We start from the raw sequence: 17,895 nt of genomic DNA, 5'->3' as shown, positions 1-17,895 counted from the left end.
GCACACCAACTGTCCGGCTTCAAATCGGAATCGCGTCCGGCATGAGATCGGAATACCTGTCCGGCTTCAGATTGGAATAGCCGTCCGGCATCACCGGAATACGCAGACAGATCATTCTTTGGGTCATTTAAAACCTGGGGCAAATCAAGCTTGAACAACCCCGCTCCCTGCCGCAAAGGGACGCCGTATTCCAGGCAGAAGGCGCGCATCTGATTGATCAAGCGCGTCCTGGAGCCGACCATCTGATCGCGGATCCGATGCAGCGCCTGGAGGTCAACCTGATCGGTCGTCTTCACCTTGGCGAAGCGCATTGTCGGTCGCGTCGTTGCCTCCGCGATCGCTTCAGCGTCGATGATGCCGTTCTTGTTCGACTTGACGTAGGGCTTGACAAATTGTGCCGGGATCAGACGGACCTTGTGGCCGAGTGCCTGTATCTTGCGGGCAAGCCACTGCGACCCCGCACAGGATTCCATCCCGACTAGGCTTGGATCTGCGCGAGCAAAGAACTGGGGTGTCGCGTCGAAAGCGCACCCGCTGAACGGGTGTACCGTCGCGGCTCAGACCAACGACGTGGAAGATATTCTTGCCTATATCAATGCCATAGACCGCGGCCGGCCGCGGCAGATTGCGATGAGCCATTTGCTTCCTCCATTGACTTGCCCGCCTCATGATGAGCGAGGAGGACGGGGCGGACCATCCCATTAGTGGTGACGCCCGCGACCAAGCGGAGAGCTGTCGCGCATCTGATGAACCAACATCGGATGAGCGAACGGCGGGCGTGTAAAGCCATCGGCTTTTGCCGAATGACGAACCGTTACAAAACGAGACGCGACGACGATCATGGCCTTCGTGAGCGAATGAAGGCGTTGGCGCATGAACGTCGCCGCTTTGGCTATCGACGCATTCATGTGCTGCTCAGACGGGAGGGTCACCTTGTGATCCACAAGCGGCTCTTCCGGCTCTATCGGGAGGAGAAGCTGACGGTGCGCAAACGTGGCGGCCGAAAGCGAGCGATAGGCACGCGAGCGCCGATGCTGATCCCGATGGCAGCCAATGATCGTTGGTCACTGGACTTCGTGTCGGATCAACTCACCGATGGACGCAGGTTCCGGGTTCTGACGGTCGTCGATGATTGCACGAGGGAATGCCTGGCACTCGTCGCCGATACATCGCTTTCCGGTCTGCGCGTTGCCCGTGAGCTGGATCGGATCATCGAGGAGCGCGGTAAACCGAGGATGATCGTCAGCGACAACGGCAGCGAGTTCACCAGCAACGCGATCCTGGAATGGACGGACCGGGCCAAGGTGGATTGGCACTACATCGCGCCGGGCAAACCGATCCAAAACGCCTTCAAGCTTCAATGGGCGGCTGCGAGACGAGTTCTTGAATGAAACTCTCTTCTCGTCACTGACCCATGCCCGATCAGCGCTTTTAAACTGGCGAAGCGATTACAACGATAACCGACCACACTCTGGCCTCGGCTGGCTGACACCTGCCGAGTTCGCTCAGACCATAAACCCGCGACGTGATGCGGTGCTGCGCAGGCGAAATGGCTCCGCACCGCAACCCGCCGCTACCGCCCCAAATACAGCAACCCAGAACCGCTGGAGCGAACTCAAAACTGGATAAAACTTGGGGGCAAGGTCACCGCCAGCTCGCCTGAAGAATTGGCGCTTGCACGGCTGCATCGTATCCCTCCGGTGACGGCCGCCTTGCCGAGGTAGTTTGAAGACTGCAAGTCCTAGTGCAAACACTAGGAGTAGTCCTATGACGAAGCATCAGATTGAGGTGATCACGTCGGTCGAGCGTCGTCGGCGCTGGTCTCGCGAGGAGAAGGAACGGCTCGTCGCCGCAACATTCGAGCCGGGAGCCCGCGTTTCCGAGATCGCGCGATCGGCCAGCATCCATGTGAGCCAGCTTTTCCGCTGGCGCAAGGAACTCTGCCAGATTTCCGCGCCGTCCGTCCCGCAACTCGTTCCGGTGGAGGTCGTCGAAGCGCTGCCAGCGCCGGCGATCCCGCCCGAGCCGCCGCCGGTCTCCCGGCCGCGCAAGAAGGCACGCATGGTGATGATCGAGCTTGGCGGCCGCCGTCGTCTCCGGGTCGAGAGCGACATCGACACTGAAGACTTGACCCGCATTCTTGATGTGCTGGAGCGGCGATGATTCCGGTCCCGAACGGTGTGAAGGTCTGGCTGGCGACGGGCTATACCGACATGCGGAGGCTTTCCCGGCCTGTCGCTGATGGTGCAGGAGACGTTGAACCGCGATCCGATGAGCGGCCATCTCTTCGTCTTCCGGGGTCGGAGCGGCGGGTTGATCAAGGTGATCTGGCACGATGGCCAGGGTGCCTGCCTGTTCACGAAGAAGCTCGAGCGCGGCCGCTTCATCTGGCCGTCAGCGGCCGACGGCACGGTGGTGATCACGCCGGCGCAGCTCGGCTATTTGCTCGAAGGCATCGACTGGCGAATGCCGCAAAAAACCTGGCGTCCAACGGCGGCGGGATGAGCAAAACGCTGGCACGGCGGGAGCGAATATGATTCCATCCCGCCATGACCGATGCGGCCGATCTGCTTCCCGACGACCTTGCCAGCGCGCATGCGATGATCCTCGCCGAGCGCGCGGCCCGTCGTGAAGCGGAAGCACTTGCCGCCCGCGCCCAGGCGGTAAACTCGCACTCGGATGCGCTGATCGCCCGGCTGAGGCTGGAGATCGAGAAGCTGAAGCGCGACATCCATGGCAGCCGCTCGGAGCGCAAAACCCGGCTTCTCGAACAGATGGAATTGCAGCTCGAGGAGATGGAGGCCGACGCCGGCGAAGACGAACTGGCGGCGGAGCTAGCGGCACGCTCCTCAACGGTCAGGGCCTTCGAGCGCAAGCGTCCATCGCGCAAGCCTTTCCCAGAGCATCTGCCGCGCGAACGCGTCGTTATTGCCGCACCAGCCAACTGCCCGTGCTGCGGCTCGGCCAAGCTGGCAAAGCTGGGCGAGGACATCACCGAGACGCTGGAGGTGATACCGCGGCAGTGGAAGGTGATCCAGACCGTGCGCGAGAAGTTCTCCTGCCGCGAATGCGAGAAGATCACCCAGCCGCCCGCGCCCTTCCATGTGACGCCGCGCGGCTTTGCCGGGCCGAATCCCTTGGCGATGATCCTGTTCGAGAAGTTCGGTCAGCACCAGCCGCTGAACCGGCAAAGCGAACGCTATGCCCGCGAGGGCATCGATCTCAGCCTGTCGACGCTTGCCGACCAGGTCGGGGCCTGCGCCGCGGCGCTGAAGCCGCTGCATGGGCTGATCGAGGCGCATGTGCTTGCTGCCGAGCGTCTGCATGGCGACGACACCACCGTGCCGATCCTGGCGAAGGGCAAGACCGATACGGGTCGCATCTGGACCTATGTCAGGGATGACCGGCCGTTCGGCGGGCAATCGCCGCCGGCGGCGCTCTATTATGCCTCGCGCGATCGGCGGCAGGAGCATCCCGAGCGGCATCTCAAGTGCTTCACCGGCATTCTGCAGGTGGACGCCTATGGCGGCTACAATCCGCTGTTCAAGGTGGATCGCGATCCCGTTCCGCTGACGCAGGCGCTGTGTTGGGCACATTCACGGCGCAAGTTCTTCGCGCTCGCCGACATCGCCAGCAACGCCAAACGCGGCAAGAATGCTGCCGCGATCTCGCCGGTCGCGCTGGAGGCGGTTAAGCGCATCGACGCTCTCTTCGACATCGACCGCGACATTAACGGTCTCTTCGCCAGCGAGCGCCTGCAACGACGTCAGAGGGACAGCCGTCCGCTCGTTGATGAGCTTGAGGCCTGGCTTCGATCTGAGCGAACAAAGCTGTCGCGCAGTTCACCAGTCACCGAGCCGATCGATTACATGCTGAAGCGCTGGGACGGGTTTACGGCCTTCCTTAGTGACGGCCGGGTCTGCCTGACGAATAATGCCGCCGAACGGGCGCTACGGGGCTTCGCCCTCGGCAGAAAGTCGTGGCTCTTTGCCGGCTCTGATCGTGGTGCCGATCGCGCCGCCTTCATGGCGACACTGATCATGACCGCCAAGCTTAACGACATCGATCCGCAGGCATGGCTTGCCGAACTTCTCGCTCACATCGCATCCGGGCCAAGCGCGCGGACCGGATCAAGCTCGTCTTCTGGGATGGCAGCGGCGTGTGCCTGGTGTCCAAACGTCTCGAGGATGGCGAGTTCCACTGGCCCCGAATGCAGGACGGTGCGATGCGCCTGACGGCCGCCCAGTTCTCTGCATTGTTCGAGGGGCTGGATTGGAAGCGCGTTTATGCGCCAGTCGAGGCGCGCGTTCCGGAGAAGGCGGGATAACCGCCGCGACCAATTGAATCAGGGCCGTCAACGCCCTCGTCTTGCTCGCCGGAGTGTGCTGTTGTCGTCCATGACGATGAACGCCGACGAGCTTCCCGACGACCTGAACGCGCTCAAAGCGATGGTGCTTTCGCGCGAGGCGGAGAATGCCCGGCTGCGCCAGATTATCAAGGAACTGCAGCGCCATCGCTTCGGCCGTCGCGCCGAGACGCTTCCCGAGGATCAGTTGCTCCTCGGGCTCGAAGAAGCCGAACAGGTCGAGGCGGACGGTCTGGAGGGGAAGGAGCACGCATTGAGCGACCTGCGCCGGGAGCAGGTCGCCAGGCGGCGGGTGAACCGCGGCGCTCTTCCCGCTCATCTGCCGCGTATCGATGTGGTCATCGACATCGAAAGCCATGACTGCCCCTGCTGCGGCAACGGCCTGCACCGGATCGGCGAGGACGTGAGCGAGAAGCTCGACATCGTGCCGGCCCAGTTCCGCGTTCTGGTAACACGCCGTCCCAAATATGCCTGCCGTGCCTGTGAGGAGGTCGTTGTCCAGGCTCCGGCTCCCGCGCGGTTGATCGAGGGCGGCATTCCGACCGAAGCGACTGTCGCCCAGGTGCTGGTCTCCAAATATGCCGATCACCTGCCGCTCTACCGGCAGGCTCAAATTTACAAGCGCCAGGGGATCGACCTGGATCGCTCGACACTCGCCGATTGGGTCGGCCGCGCTGCCTGGCACCTGCGCCCGGTTCATCAAAGGCTTCTCGAACATCTGAAGGCCTCGTCCAAGCTCTTCGCCGACGAGACGACCGCTCCGGTACTCGATCCGGGTCGGGGAAAGACGAAGACCGGGCAGCTGTGGGCATACGCTCGCGATGACAGGCCATGGCAGGGGGCCGATCCGCCCGGTGTCGTCTATGTCTATGCGCCCGATCGCAAGAGCGAACGGCCGATGGCGCATCTCAATGGCTTCGTCGGCGTCCTGCAGGTGGACGGATACGTTGGCTATCGAGCGCTCGCCGCCGGCAACAGCGTGTCGCTTGCGTTCTGCTGGAGCCATGTGCGTCGGCGCTTCTATGAGCTGGCCGCCGCAGGTCCCGCGCCATCGCCAGCGAAGCGCTCAGGCGCATCGCCGAGTTCTACAAGATCGAGGACGATATCCGCGGTCTCACCCACGAGGAACGTCGCGCCGTTCGGCAGGACAAGAGCCGTCCGATCATCGACAGTCTCGCGCCTTGGCTGACCGAGCAACTCTCCCTCATCAGCCAGAAGACCAAGCTCGCCGAAGCAATCCGCTACACGATCTCACGCTGGGACGGGCTGACCCGCTTCATCGATGACGGCCGTATCGAGATCGACTCCAACACCGTCGAGCGTTCCATCCGGAATGCCTTGTTCGCAGGCTCCGACGCCGGGGCCGAACACTGGGCGACCATCGCCTCGCTCATCGAAACGGCCAAGCTCAATGACGTTGAGCCACTTGCCTATCTGACCGACGTCATCACCAAGATCGTCAATGGCCACCCGAACAGCCAGCTCGACGACCTGTTGCCTTGGGCCTACGCCGAAAAGCCAGAAACCAAGCCCGTGGCCTGAGAACACCGCTTACGATGAGGACGCCGCCGACATCTCTTGGCCGCAAGCAGCCGTCGTCATGGCCGAACCGAGCGCATACCTGCTAAAGTTTGCGAAGTGATATGGTCGTGCCTATACACGCGTCCATCGCAGCCTGGTAAACTGCAATGATGTGGCGCGCCGGCCAAGGCCGATGCTCTAAGATGGACGATTCATCAAAAGAGGTGACTTCATAAAGCGCGTTCTCACCAGGGTGAAAATAGAAGAAGCGGTAACCGTATGCTGCAAGTTTGGCGTACCAAGGAAGCGAAGCCAGCCCCAACAATAGAATCAATATGTCTGCGGCGCCTTTAGAAAGAAACGATTCGGCCCCTTCCAGCACGCTGGGCTCGAAACCCGCAACGTTGATTTTGAGAACCGAAACATGACTTAGTCCCAGTCGTCGGAATTCGTCGGCTATGGTCCGAACGGAGACGATTTCGCTTCCCGTGCGGCTAAGTCCACTCGTCCAGGTACTCGCTTTAGTCTCGAAGTTTGATTCACCCTCAGCGCTGGAGAAAGCCAGTTTATGTATACTCGCCCTGTCTCCTACGCCGTTACGTGCGACATTCTTCCGGAGCGCCACAACGTTGGCGACGCTAGGTTCAAAAGAATGTACGATTGCGCAAGGTAGAGTTGCAGCAAACAATGTGAACTGCCCGATCGCAGCCCCCACATCTGCGACAATCCAATCTGGACGTGAAATACGGCGGAGAAACGCGTACTCTGGGTCGATAAGATCTCCAAACATCAAAAGCGCCAGCGGAACCTGGCTTGGATATCCAAATTCCAGAACTGGTCCTGAGCGAAGGTGCACTTCGCTTCGCTTCGGTCGCCGCAAATAGAGGTAACCTAGTCTGGCGGTCCCCTGCAGTGTGGCCCAGGCACCGACTGTCCTAAACCCCCATTGCATCTTGTCAGCCCAGTATAGGGCTTTGCGAAAGATCGCTGGCAGTCCCACGGTGCTCACCTGCTATGACGTGAGGTCGACAGAATGCGGCGAGTCGCCACCTACAGCACTGTACGTCTATTCAGACGCACAAAGAGAGACATTGAATTGCTGCATGGTTTTATCCTTAAAGTCGGTTCCGATTTCAGGAACCATGCACTACGCTAACAAAGTTTGCTATCCGATGACGAGACATTCACCGGAGTGAGGACCCCAACCTCTTCGAACGTCGGCGGGGACGCCTTTACGGGCAATGTATGAATCCGTTAGAAACTTATTGATGAACCGCGACGTGTGGGCACGCCAATCCGTAGGCAGGTACCTAATACAATCGGCGGTGCAGCCCTTCGACACAGCAAAAACCACGTCCTTCGGATCGTCCCGGTCTGTCAGTTACTCCATTCACCGCGAGGCGCAAATTGATTCTTATGGACTGGTCGTGTGGACAGTTCAGTTTCTCACCAGGCCAAGCGCCGACGGCGTACAGGCGCTGTTGAACAAATATGTCGCCAAAGCGCGCGAGCACTGCGTTTCTCTTCGCTCGAAGCGGGTATGCGCGAGAGCCAGGGCCGATACGGGGTCAAAGTTCAGTGCCGATTGACAGCCGATTCGGCTGCAGCCGGCCCGATACGAAAGGTGATAGCCGAGGCGGCGCAGCAGGTGGAATGTTGATGCCTGTCCTGCGCATGGAACGCCGGCAGTCGGGGCATTCGTAGGATTAAGGCCCGCAGCAAAGGCGGATGTCAGCGCCACGCGTGCCTCAGGCTGGAGACAATCCCGGAGCGGAACCCTTACGCATGCGCACCCAGGAAGCTGCCCGTTGTCATGTCGGCCCGTTGAGACAAGGTGAACCTGGAAGGTGTGAACATCGGCAAGATCAAGCTGATCGGGTGATCAGCCGAAGTAGCGGCTGAACTTCCGCACAGCGTTGATAAAGGATCGTTGGGTTGCCGGAGAGAGATTGCGGACCGGTCATGCCCTCGATTATCCTGCGGCGAAGAGGAGTGATCTCGCCCATCGGGACCTCCTGACTGAAAGGTGGGTGAAGCACCCTCGTCCTCTAAGTGAGGAAGCTCTCATCAAAGTCGCCCCAATGTAAGCGGTGGTGCTCCGCTGGCACCTGGAGATAAAATCATGGATTTGTTGTCGATGAGTAATAGCTTTGGTGGACACTGCAGTTGTGCACAATTGCGGTCGTCACGCCTTCATGGTTACCGTCCTTGAGAGCGAGATCGAGTTAGGACAGGCCTGCATTCGATGACCAACGGAACAGTAAGATTCTACAACGACAATGCAGATGATTACGCTGCCCGTGAGCGTGGACCGAATTCTAGACTGTTTCCCTTTCTGCAACGCTGCAAGGCAGCGGGCAAAGTGCTGGAATTAGGAACTGGCGGAGGCGTTGATGCCGCCGCGATTATCAAAGGCGGCTTCGACTTGGATGCCACCGATGGCTCTTCGGAACTCGCGGCAATAGCCACGCGCCGACTAGGTCGGCCAGTCAGAACGATGCTCTTTGACGAGCTTGATGCCATTGACGCTTATGACGGTATCTACGCCTGCGCATCTCTGACCCATGTCCCTAGACCCAATCTCCAGGGAGTAATCGAGAAACTCTACCGAGCTTTGACACATGGCGGAGCCGCTTGGGCCAGCTTCAAAACCGGAGTCCATGAAGGCACAGATGCTCTCGGCCGTTACTACAACTATCTTTCCGCAGACGAATTGATCGCAGTCTGGCGCGAAGCCGCACCATGGCGCAATGTCGAGACGGAGTCCTGGTTGGGAGGAGCTTACGACAGCAGGGCAACCTCGTGGGTAGCTATCACTGCAATCCGGTAGCGTCCGATTAGGCTGGCTGCCGTGACGGATGGGGATTGCTTTTTAAGGCGGGATAACTCCACGGCAGTAGCTCGTCGATCTGACTCTGTTTGTGGCCATTGACGATGCTTGTGAGCGTGCTGGTCAGATAGGCCTGCGGATCGACGGCATTGAGTTTGCAGGTTTCGATGAGCGAGGCGACGGCCGCCCAGTTTTCGGCTCCAGCGTCATGTCCCGCAAACAGTGCGTTCTTCCGGTTCAGTGCCATCTACCGAACATTCTGCCCATGTCGGGCGAGAAGTTGTCGTCCACTATCGCTGGCATCCCTATTTCGGCCGTCGTCTGCGGCTGCACTATAGCGAGAACCGTAAGAAGGGCCAGTTCGTCCACGTTGAGGTCATGCCCGGCGTTGTGACGGCGATCGCTGCATGGATGCTCGATGCGGCGCGCTGTGCTGGCATGGAATTGGGGACGCCTCGGGTCACATTGTCGGCCCTTGTGGATCTGGATCACCTTTTACAGCGCCGCGGAATGCGGCGAACCTGTTCCGGCGAACCGAATCTCGTCGAGGAACCCCAAGATGCCCGATCCGCAATTTCGCCTTCTACCGCATCAGCGTCAGCTCCTGATCTCCTTCGAACCGCCGCGCCTTCTCGGCCTCCCAGCGAGCGAACGCCGGCGACTGGTGTCGAGCCTTGCCACGCTTCTCACCGAGGCGGCAACTTGCATGAAGGAGGAGGAACGGAATGATGACGAGCGTTGAGATCCTTCCTCCCACCATCCTGCAGCGGAAAGCCATTGTTTACGTGCGGCAGTCGAGCCCAGGTCAGGTTGAGAACAATCCCGAGAGCCGTCGTCGGCAATACGAGCTCGTTGACGTCGCACGCCATCGCGGCTTCCGCACCGTTGAGGTCATCGACGATGATCTCGGGCGATCGGCCAGTGGAATGGTTGCTCGTCCAGGTTTTGAGAAGCTGGTAGCGGCATTATGTGCCGGCGAAGTCGGCGCTGTCCTTTGCTTCGATGCGTCGCGCCTGGCTCGCAATGGTCGCGACTGGCATCATCTTCTCGAGCTTTGTGGCCTTGTCGAAGCAAGGGTCATAGATTTGGATGGCGTCTACAATCCTTGCCTGCCGAACGATCGGCTGCTGCTCGGCATGAAGGGCAGCATCAGCGAGTTCGAGCTTGGAATCATCCGTGCGCGCATGCTGGATGCCGCTCGTGCCAAGGCTAGACGGGGCGAACTGAGGATCAGCGTGCCGATCGGCTATGTCTGGCATCGCGACTATGGCCTGGGTTTGGATCCTGATCTGCGCCTTCAGCAGGCTATTCGAACGGTATTTGAACGATTGTAGAGCGACAATCTGGCTGAGATCAGCGCGACAATCTGGATGAGATTCTGGTGTCGCGGTTGTCGGCGACGGTATCATCGTGATTGTCGCTGGCAAGGGCTTCGTTGGTTTCTGATTGTCGCGCAGCGTCGATCTCGGCGGCGTTTCTGATTGTCGCGAAGGAAGCCGGCCTGCCGCGCTGGCGTTTGGCTTCCATCGCGGATCGACGCCGGTAGCTTTCGACATTCATCTCAAAGATGGTCGCGTGGTGGACGAGACGATCGACGGCGGCGAGTGTCATGGCGGGATCGGGGAAGACCCTGTTCCATTCGCCGAAGGGCTGGTTGGCGGTGATCATGATCGATCGCCGCTCGTAGCGCGCGGAGATGAGCTCGAAGAGCACGCTCGTTTCCGCCTGGTCCTTGGTCACATAGGCGAGATCGTCGAGGATGAGCAGATCGAACTTGTCGAGCTTGGCGATGGCGGATTCGAGCTGGAGTTCACGACGTGCCACCTGCAGCTTCTGAACGAGCTCGGTCGTACGCATGAACAGCACCCGCCAACCGTTCTCGATGAGCGCGAGGCCGATTGCGGCGGCGAGATGGCTCTTGCCGCCACCGGGCGGGCCGAACAAGAGGATGTTCGCTCCCTTGGCGAGCCAGCTATCGCCGGCGGCGATCGCCATGACCTGTGCCTTGGAGACCATCGGCACGGCGTCGAAAGCAAAGCTGTCGAGCGTCTTTCCCGGTGGCAATCGGGCCTCGGCGAGATGGCGTTCGATGCGGCGGCGATCGCGTTCGGCCAGTTCGTGTTCGGCGATCACCGACAGGAACCGGGCCGCTGGCCAGCCTTCCTTGTCGGCCCGTTCGGCAAAGTCCGGCCAAAGGACCTTGATGGCCGGCAGGCGGAGTTCATTGAGCAGCGTGCTGAGCGTGGCGGCGTCGATGGCAGGGGCGTTTCTCATGCGGCGTCCTCCAGATGACGCGCGTCGATCAGGGCCTCATAGCCCTGGAGGGAGGCGAGACGAACGTTGACGGTGGGCAACTGTGCCGGATCGGGCGCGAAGAAAGTCCTCAGCGCGATGATGTCCGGCAGTTCGCCCGCATCGAGTGTTTTAGCGAGCCGCTCTGCCAGTTCCCGCTCGCAGCCCCGATCGTGGGCCAAGGCCAGGAGCTCGACGGTGATCTTGCAGGCCTGCTTGTCGGAAAGCCGGTCGAGCAGGGTCTCGAAGGCCCTTCGGTATTCCTGCCGCGGAAACAGCTTGTCGCGATAGACAAGCTGAAGGAGCGCCATCGGCTTTTTGCGCAGCGAATGGATGACATGCCGATAATCGACCACCTGGTCGTGCTTGCCGCTGGCATGTGCACGCCCTCTTTGGAGGGTCATCAGATGCGTGCCGCCGATAAAGAGGTCAAGACGCTCGTCGTAAAGGCGCACGCGCAGCCGGTGCCCGATGAGCCGTGATGGCACGGTGTAAAAGACCTTGCGCAAGGTGAAGCCGCCGCTGCGCGAGACCCGCACGACAACCTCCTCAAAATCGCTGGTGCGCGTTCCCGGCAACGGCTGCAGCGCCGCCCGCTCGGCGTCGATGCGCTTGCCATAGCGGGCATTACGCCGGCTGACGATCTCATCGATGAAGCCGCGATAGCCATCGAGATCGTCGAAGTCACGGGTGCCGCGCAGCAGCAGGGCATCGCGGATCGCATTCTTGAGGTGGCCATGCGGGCTCTCAATCGCACCGTTCTCGTGGGCAATGCCCTTGTTGTTGCGGGTCGGCGTCATTCGGTAGTGCGCGCAAAGCTCTGCGTAGCGCCGCGTCTGGTCCTCCTTGGCATCGGCATCGAGATTGCGGAAGGCCGCCGACAGGCTGTCGCTGCGATGGTAAAGCGGCGCGCCGCCGAGGAACCAGAGAGCGTTCTGCAGCCCTTCGGCCAGCGCCACGAAGCTTTCGCCACCGAGGACGACGTGGGCGTGTTCGAAGCCGGAATAGGCGAGCCGGAAGTGATAAAGCAGGTGATCGAGCGGCTGGCCTGCGATCGTGATCCCCAGTTCGTTCATGTTGGTGAAGTCGGAAAGCCCCAGTCGGCCGGGCTCATGAACCTGGCGAAAGATGACTTCCTGCTCGTCGCCATTGATGGCCCGCCAGGCACGGATCCGCCGTTCCATTGTCCGGCGAACGCCTTCGCTGAGCTCAGGATGGCGGCGCAACATCTCATCGAAGACGGCGACCGGACGAATGCCAGGTGCCGCCTTCAGCAGCGGCACGACCTCGGCATCGAAGATGTCGGCGAGTGGATCGGGACGCCGACGGCCGCGCGGCTTCTTCACTTGTGATGGCAGTTGCGCGTTCTTCTCGATGCGATAGGCCGTTGCTCTGCTGAGCGACGCCTTCGCGGCGGCGACCTCAACCCTGTGCTCTTGTCGTAACTTCATGAAAAGCCTCATCTGATGATCGGTTATGTGACGACCTGGCACAAAGGTGGTTCCCCGTTCTTCGAAGAACCCAACGTACCGGTCGAACCGCAATCACCAGATGAATCGGCGCGGCAGCAGCGGTAGAACTCCGTTCGGGCTACGCCCTCTCTGCGTTCCACCGCTGCTGCCGAGTCTCATCTTGATTGACGCTTCGTCTCATCTTGGTTGTCGCGCTGCAAACGATTTCGCATCCTTGGCAGTGCTCGGCAGACGCATCTGTCGCTGGCGGCAGAGGGGATGTTCTTTCCCCGGCCATCTGATGGCAAGCGCCTGACGTCGTTCGAGTGGCAGCCTATTCGTTATCGCAATGTCATCGGCCTTTTGAAGAACCCGTTCTATGCCGGGGCCTATGCGTACGGCAAAAGCGAGAAGCGGGTCACTGTCGTCGACGGACGGGCGCGCAAGAGCTATGGCCACGGCAAAGCTTTCGATGATTGGGAGGTGCTGATCCGCGAACACCACGAAGGATACATCGACTGGGCGGAGTTCGAGCGGAATCAGGTGTCACTGGCGTGCAATACGTACGGCCGCAGCGGTGGCCAGAAGTCCGGCCGCGGAGGCCGCGCCCTGCTATCTGGCATGATCACCTGCGGCCGCTGCGGTCGCGGCCTCGCTGTTGTGTATGTGGGTCTTGCGCCGGGACGGCCGATGTATCGTTGCGACCGGCCCAATCTTATGCTCGGTTTGCCACGTTGTCTTGGATTCGGTGGAGCTCGCATCGATGCCGCCATCGCCGAGGAGATCGTGCGTGTGGTAGAACCGGTAGCAATTGAGGCTGCCCTGGAAGCCGAGCGGATGCATCATCAGCGTCAAAACGAACGACGACGTATTCTCGAGCTCGACCTTCAACAGGCCCAGTACGATGCCGGGCTGGCCGAACGTCGTTACGCCGCCTGTGATCCGGACAATCGGTTGATTGTTGCCCAACTCGAGAAGAACTGGGAGGCCGCTTTGCGGCGCGTCGAGGAGTGCCGCGCACGCGTCAGTGAGGCAGATCTACCTCCCGGTGCGGATCAAGCGCCGGATTTTACCGGCTTGGCTGACGATCTGGTACGGGCTTGGAATGCACCCGGTGTGGCCACACGTACAAGGCAGCAGATTCTGCGAACCTTGATCGCTGACATCATTGCCGACGTTGACGATAGCAACCGAGAGGTCGTTCTGACCATTCACTGGAAAGGCGGACAACATTCGGTTCTGCGTGTCCGCAAGCCCAAAACCGGCGAACACGGATGCCAGACGCCCGACCAGGCGCTTGCCGTTATGAAGCAAATGGCGACCCGGTATTCCGACGACGACATCGCCGCAACGCTGAACCGAATGGGCATTCGAACGGGTCAAAACAAAACCTGGACTGCGCACCGTGTCAGCTCCAGTCGCAGGGTTCAGGGCATTCATGCTTTTCGGTCGGCCGAGAAAGACGGGCAAAGGCTGACCATGAAAGAGGCCGCTAAATGCTTGGAAGTGACCAGCCACGTCATTCGCCGCCTTATTGTTGATCGCATTCTGCCTGCCGAGCAGGTCGTCCCTGGTGCCCCATGGCAAATCAAAGCGAGTCATCTTCAAAACCAGGAAGTGATCAAAGCAATACGCAACAGAAATGGTCCGTGTCGCGCCGAACCCCAAAAACAAATCTCAATGTTTCCAGATACTTGAAGAAGAGGGGTATAATGAATCAACGCTTGCAATAGGCCGGATGGTTCTTTCGACGCTGTTGTTGTCGATTTCGATGCGACCGTCGGTCAGGAAGAGACACAGGCCATCCCAGTATTTAACGATGTATTTCAGGGCTTCACCCAAGGGCGATTTGGCAGCGACGCGGGCACGGTGATAGGTGAGCCAAGTTTCCATGTCGGCTATGAGCGGTTTTAATCGCTCCCGTCGCGCAGCCAGGCGGGCTTCCGGATCAAGCCCGCGCAAGTCGGCCTCGATTTGGTAAAGTTCGCCAATCCGCTTCACGCCTTCGTCCGCAATCGGCGCGACTCCCGTGCGAGTAATCTCCACCAGCTGCGACGCGCGTGAGCCCAGCAATAGGCCAGTTGAATGCTTGGCCCGACGCGATCCGGTGCGATTAGCCGATTGTACCCCGCATAGCCGTCCACCTGCAGAACGCCCGTGAAGCCCTGCAATATCTGTTCGGCATGATGTCCTCCGCGACCGGGGGCGTAGGTGAAGGCAACGCCCGGCGGTGCGCCGCCACCCCATGGTCGATCATCACGCGCCAGCGCCCAGAAGTAACCGGTCTTGGTTTTGCGGGAGCCGGGATCGAGAACGGGGGCGCGAGTCTCGTCCATGAAGAGCTTGGTCGAGCGTTTCAGGTCGGCTATCAGAGCATCGAAGACGGCACGCAGTTCGAAGGCGGCACGGCCGACCCAATCGGCAAGCGTGGACCGGTCGAGGTCAATGCCTTGGCGGGTTATGATCTGCGCCTGCCGATAAAGGGGAAGATGATCGGCGTATTTGGAGACCAGGACATGCGCGACCGTGGCCTCCGTCGGCAGACCTGCCTGGATCAAACGGGCCGGGGCCGGAGCTTGGACGACACCGTCCGTGCAGGCGCGACACGCATATTTGGGGCGACGGGTGACGATAACGCGGAACTGCGCTGGGACCACATCCAGCCGCTCGGACACATCCTCGCCGATGCAATGCAGGCAACCGCCGCAGGCGCAGATCAGGCTTTCCGGCTCGATGACCTCTTCAATACGGGCAAGATGGCTGGGAAGTGAGCCGCGATTGGTCCTGCGTGGCTTGGAGGATCGTTTGCCTGGGGAAGTATCGGCCTCGTCCTCAGCCTGGACGGCCGCAATGGCCGTTTCCAAATCCTCCAGCGCCAGGTCGAATTGATCGGGATCGATCTTCTCGGATTTGCGCCCGAAGGCTGCTTGCTTGAAGTCTTTCCAGTCGTTCGATCCGCGCGTCCTTGCGAACTTCACGCGCTTCCGCTGCGATCAGCATCGCCTTCAGGGCGGCAATGTCATCTGGCAGGTCGACGGCGTTCAGCATGCGCCGGGTCTACCAAATTCGGCCTCGGCTTACCTCTGCAATGTACCACCCGAGTCATCGTGACGCAGTTACTCGATGGCCTCTGGCGCTCTCGTCTCGACAGCGCGGACGCGACGCCAGTCCAGGCCCGCAAACAGGGCCTCGAACTAGCATGGCTCAACGTCATCAAGCCGTCCTTGATGCCGGGCCAGGTGAACGTGTGTTCTTCCAGTCGCTTCTAGGCCATCACCATGCCGCTGCCATCCCAGTAGATCAGCTTCAAGCGATCTGCCTTGCGCGACCGGAACACGAAGACCGTTCCAGTGAACGGGTCCTTGCGCAGCTCGTTCTTCACCAACGCTGCCAACCCGTCATGGCCTTTGCGGTTATGCGGGGCCCCGCATAACCGCAATTATGTGAAGCGTGCAGTTATGTGGAGTCCGCCGCGGCAATTGCTTGCCGCCTGCGGTGTTTGAGAGTGGGATTACTCGACATAATTTGTCGATCGTCCGATGGACTTCAGCATCGCGAGCAGCTTGTCGGGAGCAGCAAAGCGACCCGGCTTGAGCGACGGCGGCGCCATCGCGGCAAGCGCCTCCAGTTTTTCGGTTGGATCGGCCCGCAGATAGATTTCCGTGCTTTGCAGGCTGGCGTGACCGAGCCAGAGTGACACCTTGCGCACATCGCGGGTCGCTTTCAGGGTGTGCATGGCACAGGTATGGCGCAAAACATGTGGGGTAATGCGTTTATCGGCGAGAGATGGGAGCTTCTGCGCCGCGGTAGCGGCGTGCTTGGCGAGGATATATTCGAATCCGGCCCGGGTCATCGCGCGTCCCACGGCATTGAGGAAGAGTTCGGCGTCGCCACTCGCCGGGCGGTCTGCCAGCCAGGCCTTCAACGCCGCCGTGGTCTCTTTCCACAAGGGCAACACGCGTTCGCGGCGTCCCTTACCCATGATGTGGATGCTGGTGACCGTCTGGCGGTCAATCTGGTCGAGGCGGATGCTGACGAGCTCGGAGACGCGCAGCCCTGCAGCGAAGGCCAGATGCAGCATCGCTCGATCGCGAATGCCGGATACCTGACGCGGGTTCGGTGCATCAAGCAAAGCCTGCATCTCGTCGCGGCTGAGATGGCTGACGAGCGCCTCGTCGACCTTCTTCATCGGGATCGCCCGAACCCGGCGCGCCTGATCCAGACAGGAAGGAGCCGGTACTCGAGGAAGCGGAAGAAGGCTTTGATGGCAGCAAGACGGGCGTTGCGGGTGCGCGCCGAGTTGCCGCGCTCCCTCTCAATGTGCTCCAAAAACGCGAGGAGGAGCGGCGGATCGAGTTGCTCGATCTCGATGCGGGACGGGGTGGTCCTCAACCGGCTAGCGGCGAAGCACAGCAGCAGTTGGAAGCTGTAGGCGTAAGCCTCGCAGGTGTGTGGGCTTGCCCGCCGCTCTTGCGGCAGGTGTTCTCGTAAAAAGGTGGTGAGATGCGGAGCCAGCGCGGTCATGTGACGGCTCCTTGATGCAAGGCCTCGCCAGCCGCTGCGATCTGCCTCAACAGGATCGGCGTTGCCTGCAGATACCAGTAGGTGTCAGTGACGTGGGCATGGCCGAGGTAGGTGCTGAGGGCGACGATATGGCGGCCGACGGCATGGTGATCGTGCTGGCATTGCTCGAGGGAGCGCACGGCGAATGTGTGCCGCAAATCGTGAATGCGGGGGCCCGTTTGCCCGGGCTCTCCCCGCACACCGAGCGATCGTGCGAGGCGGAGGAAGACAGCAATCACGGTACTGTAGGCCGGCGGCGCGCCCGTAGCGGAAACGAACAGCATGCTGTTCAAGGTTCCGAGCCGACGACGCGCCAACAAATACTTGTCCAGGGCGTCCCGCGTCGTGTCGTGGAGCGGCAGCAAGCGGCTCTTCTGGAACTTGGTTTGTCGGATAACCAACCCATCGGCGGTCACGTCCTCAAATCGAAGCGCGAGGGCTTCGGAAATGCGCATTCCGGTGGCGGCCAGCAATCCGAACAGGGTCTCGTACATCAGCGGCCGGATCGTGTCTGACGGCTTCAATTGTGCGGCCGCCTGCAATAACGCGGTGATCTCATCCCGGGTATAGATGTGCGGGATCCGCCGCTTGAGCAGGTTGCGCCCCAGGGCTTCGGCGGAAGGAATCTGGTGGCGCAGGTCCTCGGCTGCTAGCACCAACGCAAAGCGGCGGACCGTAACCAGCCGGTTGCGGCGCTGCTGTGGGGATGGCGCAAGCGTCGCCCATTCAAGTACACGAGTGACTTCAATGTGCCGATCGCCATGCCTCTCGGCGAAGGTGACGAAGCTCCTCAAAAGCGTGTGCTGGACGCGGAACTTGAAGCCCACCGTGCGCTGGAGTTCCACATATCGCGAGAGATCCTGGCTCAGCAT

Annotated in this window: 9 protein-coding genes and 11 pseudogenes; 10 read left to right on the top strand and 10 right to left on the bottom strand. The window is 60.6% G+C overall.

The genetic code is table 11. The features are described 5' to 3' along the window. Positions 1-104 precede the first annotated feature (104 nt). Positions 105-639: pseudogene (locus SJ05684_RS21830) on the bottom strand (IS110 family transposase); the annotation flags it as partial. 65 nt (positions 640-704) lie between these two features. On the opposite strand from SJ05684_RS21830, the pseudogene SJ05684_RS21825 reads away from it, so the two are divergent. The 6 genes and pseudogenes from SJ05684_RS21825 to tnpC (SJ05684_RS21800) all read left to right on the top strand — a co-directional run. Next, positions 705-1,629: pseudogene (locus tag SJ05684_RS21825) on the top strand (IS3 family transposase); the annotation flags it as partial. Positions 1,630-1,767: 138 nt separating this feature from the next. Then, positions 1,768-2,163 carry an IS66-like element accessory protein TnpA gene (tnpA, locus tag SJ05684_RS21820; protein WP_034859469.1) on the top strand — a complete coding sequence of 132 codons (396 nt, stop codon included), beginning with the start codon at positions 1,768-1,770 and terminating at the stop codon, positions 2,161-2,163. Next, positions 2,160-2,505, top strand: a pseudogene (gene tnpB / locus SJ05684_RS21815) (IS66 family insertion sequence element accessory protein TnpB). The gene tnpA and the pseudogene tnpB (SJ05684_RS21815) overlap by 4 nt, the downstream one beginning before the upstream one ends. Before the next feature lie 44 nt (positions 2,506-2,549). Next, a complete protein-coding gene (tnpC, locus tag SJ05684_RS21810) occupies positions 2,550-4,235 on the top strand; it encodes an IS66 family transposase (RefSeq protein ID WP_441347420.1) in 1,686 nt (561 codons plus the stop codon). After that, on the top strand, positions 4,160-4,327 hold the full coding sequence (tnpB, locus tag SJ05684_RS31185; RefSeq protein ID WP_441347419.1) for an IS66 family insertion sequence element accessory protein TnpB: 168 nt from the start codon (positions 4,160-4,162) through the stop codon (positions 4,325-4,327). Before tnpC (SJ05684_RS21810) ends, tnpB (SJ05684_RS31185) begins: the two co-directional genes overlap by 76 nt. A 70-nt stretch (positions 4,328-4,397) precedes the next feature. Then, positions 4,398-5,908 (top strand): annotated as a pseudogene (gene tnpC, locus SJ05684_RS21800) (IS66 family transposase). 82 nt (positions 5,909-5,990) lie between these two features. Here the strand turns inward: tnpC (SJ05684_RS21800) and SJ05684_RS21795 are convergent. Beyond that, a complete protein-coding gene (locus tag SJ05684_RS21795) occupies positions 5,991-6,677 on the bottom strand; it encodes an FkbM family methyltransferase (RefSeq protein ID WP_034859772.1) in 687 nt (228 codons plus the stop codon). A 1,029-nt stretch (positions 6,678-7,706) separates the two neighbouring features. Beyond that, a pseudogene (locus SJ05684_RS21790) lies at positions 7,707-7,893 on the bottom strand (phage integrase N-terminal SAM-like domain-containing protein); the annotation flags it as partial. 239 nt (positions 7,894-8,132) lie between these two features. Here SJ05684_RS21790 and SJ05684_RS21785 point away from each other — a divergent pair. Then, positions 8,133-8,717: a class I SAM-dependent methyltransferase gene (locus tag SJ05684_RS21785; RefSeq protein ID WP_034859771.1), complete on the top strand. Its 585-nt coding sequence runs from the start codon at positions 8,133-8,135 to the stop codon at positions 8,715-8,717. A gap of 7 nt (positions 8,718-8,724) precedes the next feature. Here SJ05684_RS21785 and SJ05684_RS21780 read toward each other — a convergent pair. Beyond that, positions 8,725-8,964 (bottom strand): annotated as a pseudogene (locus SJ05684_RS21780) (transposase domain-containing protein); the annotation flags it as partial. A 312-nt stretch (positions 8,965-9,276) separates the two neighbouring features. Here SJ05684_RS21780 and SJ05684_RS21770 point away from each other — a divergent pair. Both SJ05684_RS21770 and SJ05684_RS21765 read left to right on the top strand, forming a co-directional pair. Continuing rightward, positions 9,277-9,459, top strand: coding sequence for a hypothetical protein (locus SJ05684_RS21770; protein ID WP_034859765.1), 183 nt, complete (start codon positions 9,277-9,279; stop codon positions 9,457-9,459). Continuing rightward, positions 9,446-10,045 (top strand): annotated as a pseudogene (locus SJ05684_RS21765) (recombinase family protein); the annotation flags it as partial. The gene SJ05684_RS21770 and the pseudogene SJ05684_RS21765, both read left to right, overlap by 14 nt. Positions 10,046-10,070: 25 nt before the next feature. Here the strand turns inward: SJ05684_RS21765 and istB are convergent. Beyond that, the gene (gene istB / locus SJ05684_RS21760) at positions 10,071-10,991 is read right to left on the bottom strand and encodes an IS21-like element helper ATPase IstB (RefSeq protein ID WP_014328473.1); all 921 of its coding nucleotides are present in this window, start codon (positions 10,989-10,991) and stop codon (positions 10,071-10,073) included. Then, positions 10,988-12,502, bottom strand: coding sequence for an IS21 family transposase (istA, locus tag SJ05684_RS21755; RefSeq protein ID WP_014331811.1), 1,515 nt, complete (start codon positions 12,500-12,502; stop codon positions 10,988-10,990). Before istA ends, istB begins: the two co-directional genes overlap by 4 nt. 180 nt (positions 12,503-12,682) lie before the next feature. Here istA and SJ05684_RS21750 point away from each other — a divergent pair. Next, a pseudogene (locus SJ05684_RS21750) lies at positions 12,683-14,158 on the top strand (recombinase family protein); the annotation flags it as partial. A 27-nt stretch (positions 14,159-14,185) separates the two neighbouring features. Here SJ05684_RS21750 and tnpC (SJ05684_RS21745) read toward each other — a convergent pair. The 4 genes and pseudogenes from tnpC (SJ05684_RS21745) to SJ05684_RS21730 form a co-directional block, all read right to left on the bottom strand. Further along, positions 14,186-15,508 (bottom strand): annotated as a pseudogene (gene tnpC, locus SJ05684_RS21745) (IS66 family transposase); the annotation flags it as partial. 68 nt (positions 15,509-15,576) lie between these two features. Next, positions 15,577-15,899 (bottom strand): annotated as a pseudogene (gene tnpB / locus SJ05684_RS21740) (IS66 family insertion sequence element accessory protein TnpB). 72 nt (positions 15,900-15,971) lie between these two features. Further along, a pseudogene (locus tag SJ05684_RS21735) lies at positions 15,972-16,984 on the bottom strand (tyrosine-type recombinase/integrase). Beyond that, positions 16,981-17,895, bottom strand: coding sequence for a tyrosine-type recombinase/integrase (locus tag SJ05684_RS21730; RefSeq protein ID WP_034859647.1), 915 nt, complete (start codon positions 17,893-17,895; stop codon positions 16,981-16,983). The pseudogene SJ05684_RS21735 and the gene SJ05684_RS21730 overlap by 4 nt, the downstream one beginning before the upstream one ends.

Source organism: Sinorhizobium sojae CCBAU 05684 (assembly GCF_002288525.1).
Lineage (GTDB): Bacteria > Pseudomonadota > Alphaproteobacteria > Rhizobiales > Rhizobiaceae > Sinorhizobium > Sinorhizobium sojae.
This window is presented reverse-complemented; position numbering and strand designations above follow the sequence as displayed.

What these genes read in the sequence shown, in the direction of transcription:
- tnpA (WP_034859469.1), top strand. Translation starts at nt 1,768, where the DNA reads ATGACGAAGCATCAGATTGAGGTGATCACGTCGGTCGAGCGTCGTCGG.
- tnpC (WP_441347420.1), top strand. Translation starts at nt 2,550, where the DNA reads ATGACCGATGCGGCCGATCTGCTTCCCGACGACCTTGCCAGCGCGCAT.
- SJ05684_RS21795 (WP_034859772.1), bottom strand. Translation starts at nt 6,677, where the DNA reads ATGTTTGGAGATCTTATCGACCCAGAGTACGCGTTTCTCCGCCGTATT.
- SJ05684_RS21785 (WP_034859771.1), top strand. Translation starts at nt 8,133, where the DNA reads ATGACCAACGGAACAGTAAGATTCTACAACGACAATGCAGATGATTAC.
- SJ05684_RS21770 (WP_034859765.1), top strand. Translation starts at nt 9,277, where the DNA reads ATGCCCGATCCGCAATTTCGCCTTCTACCGCATCAGCGTCAGCTCCTG.
- istB (WP_014328473.1), bottom strand. Translation starts at nt 10,991, where the DNA reads ATGAGAAACGCCCCTGCCATCGACGCCGCCACGCTCAGCACGCTGCTC.
- SJ05684_RS21730 (WP_034859647.1), bottom strand. Translation starts at nt 17,895, where the DNA reads ATGCTGAGCCAGGATCTCTCGCGATATGTGGAACTCCAGCGCACGGTG.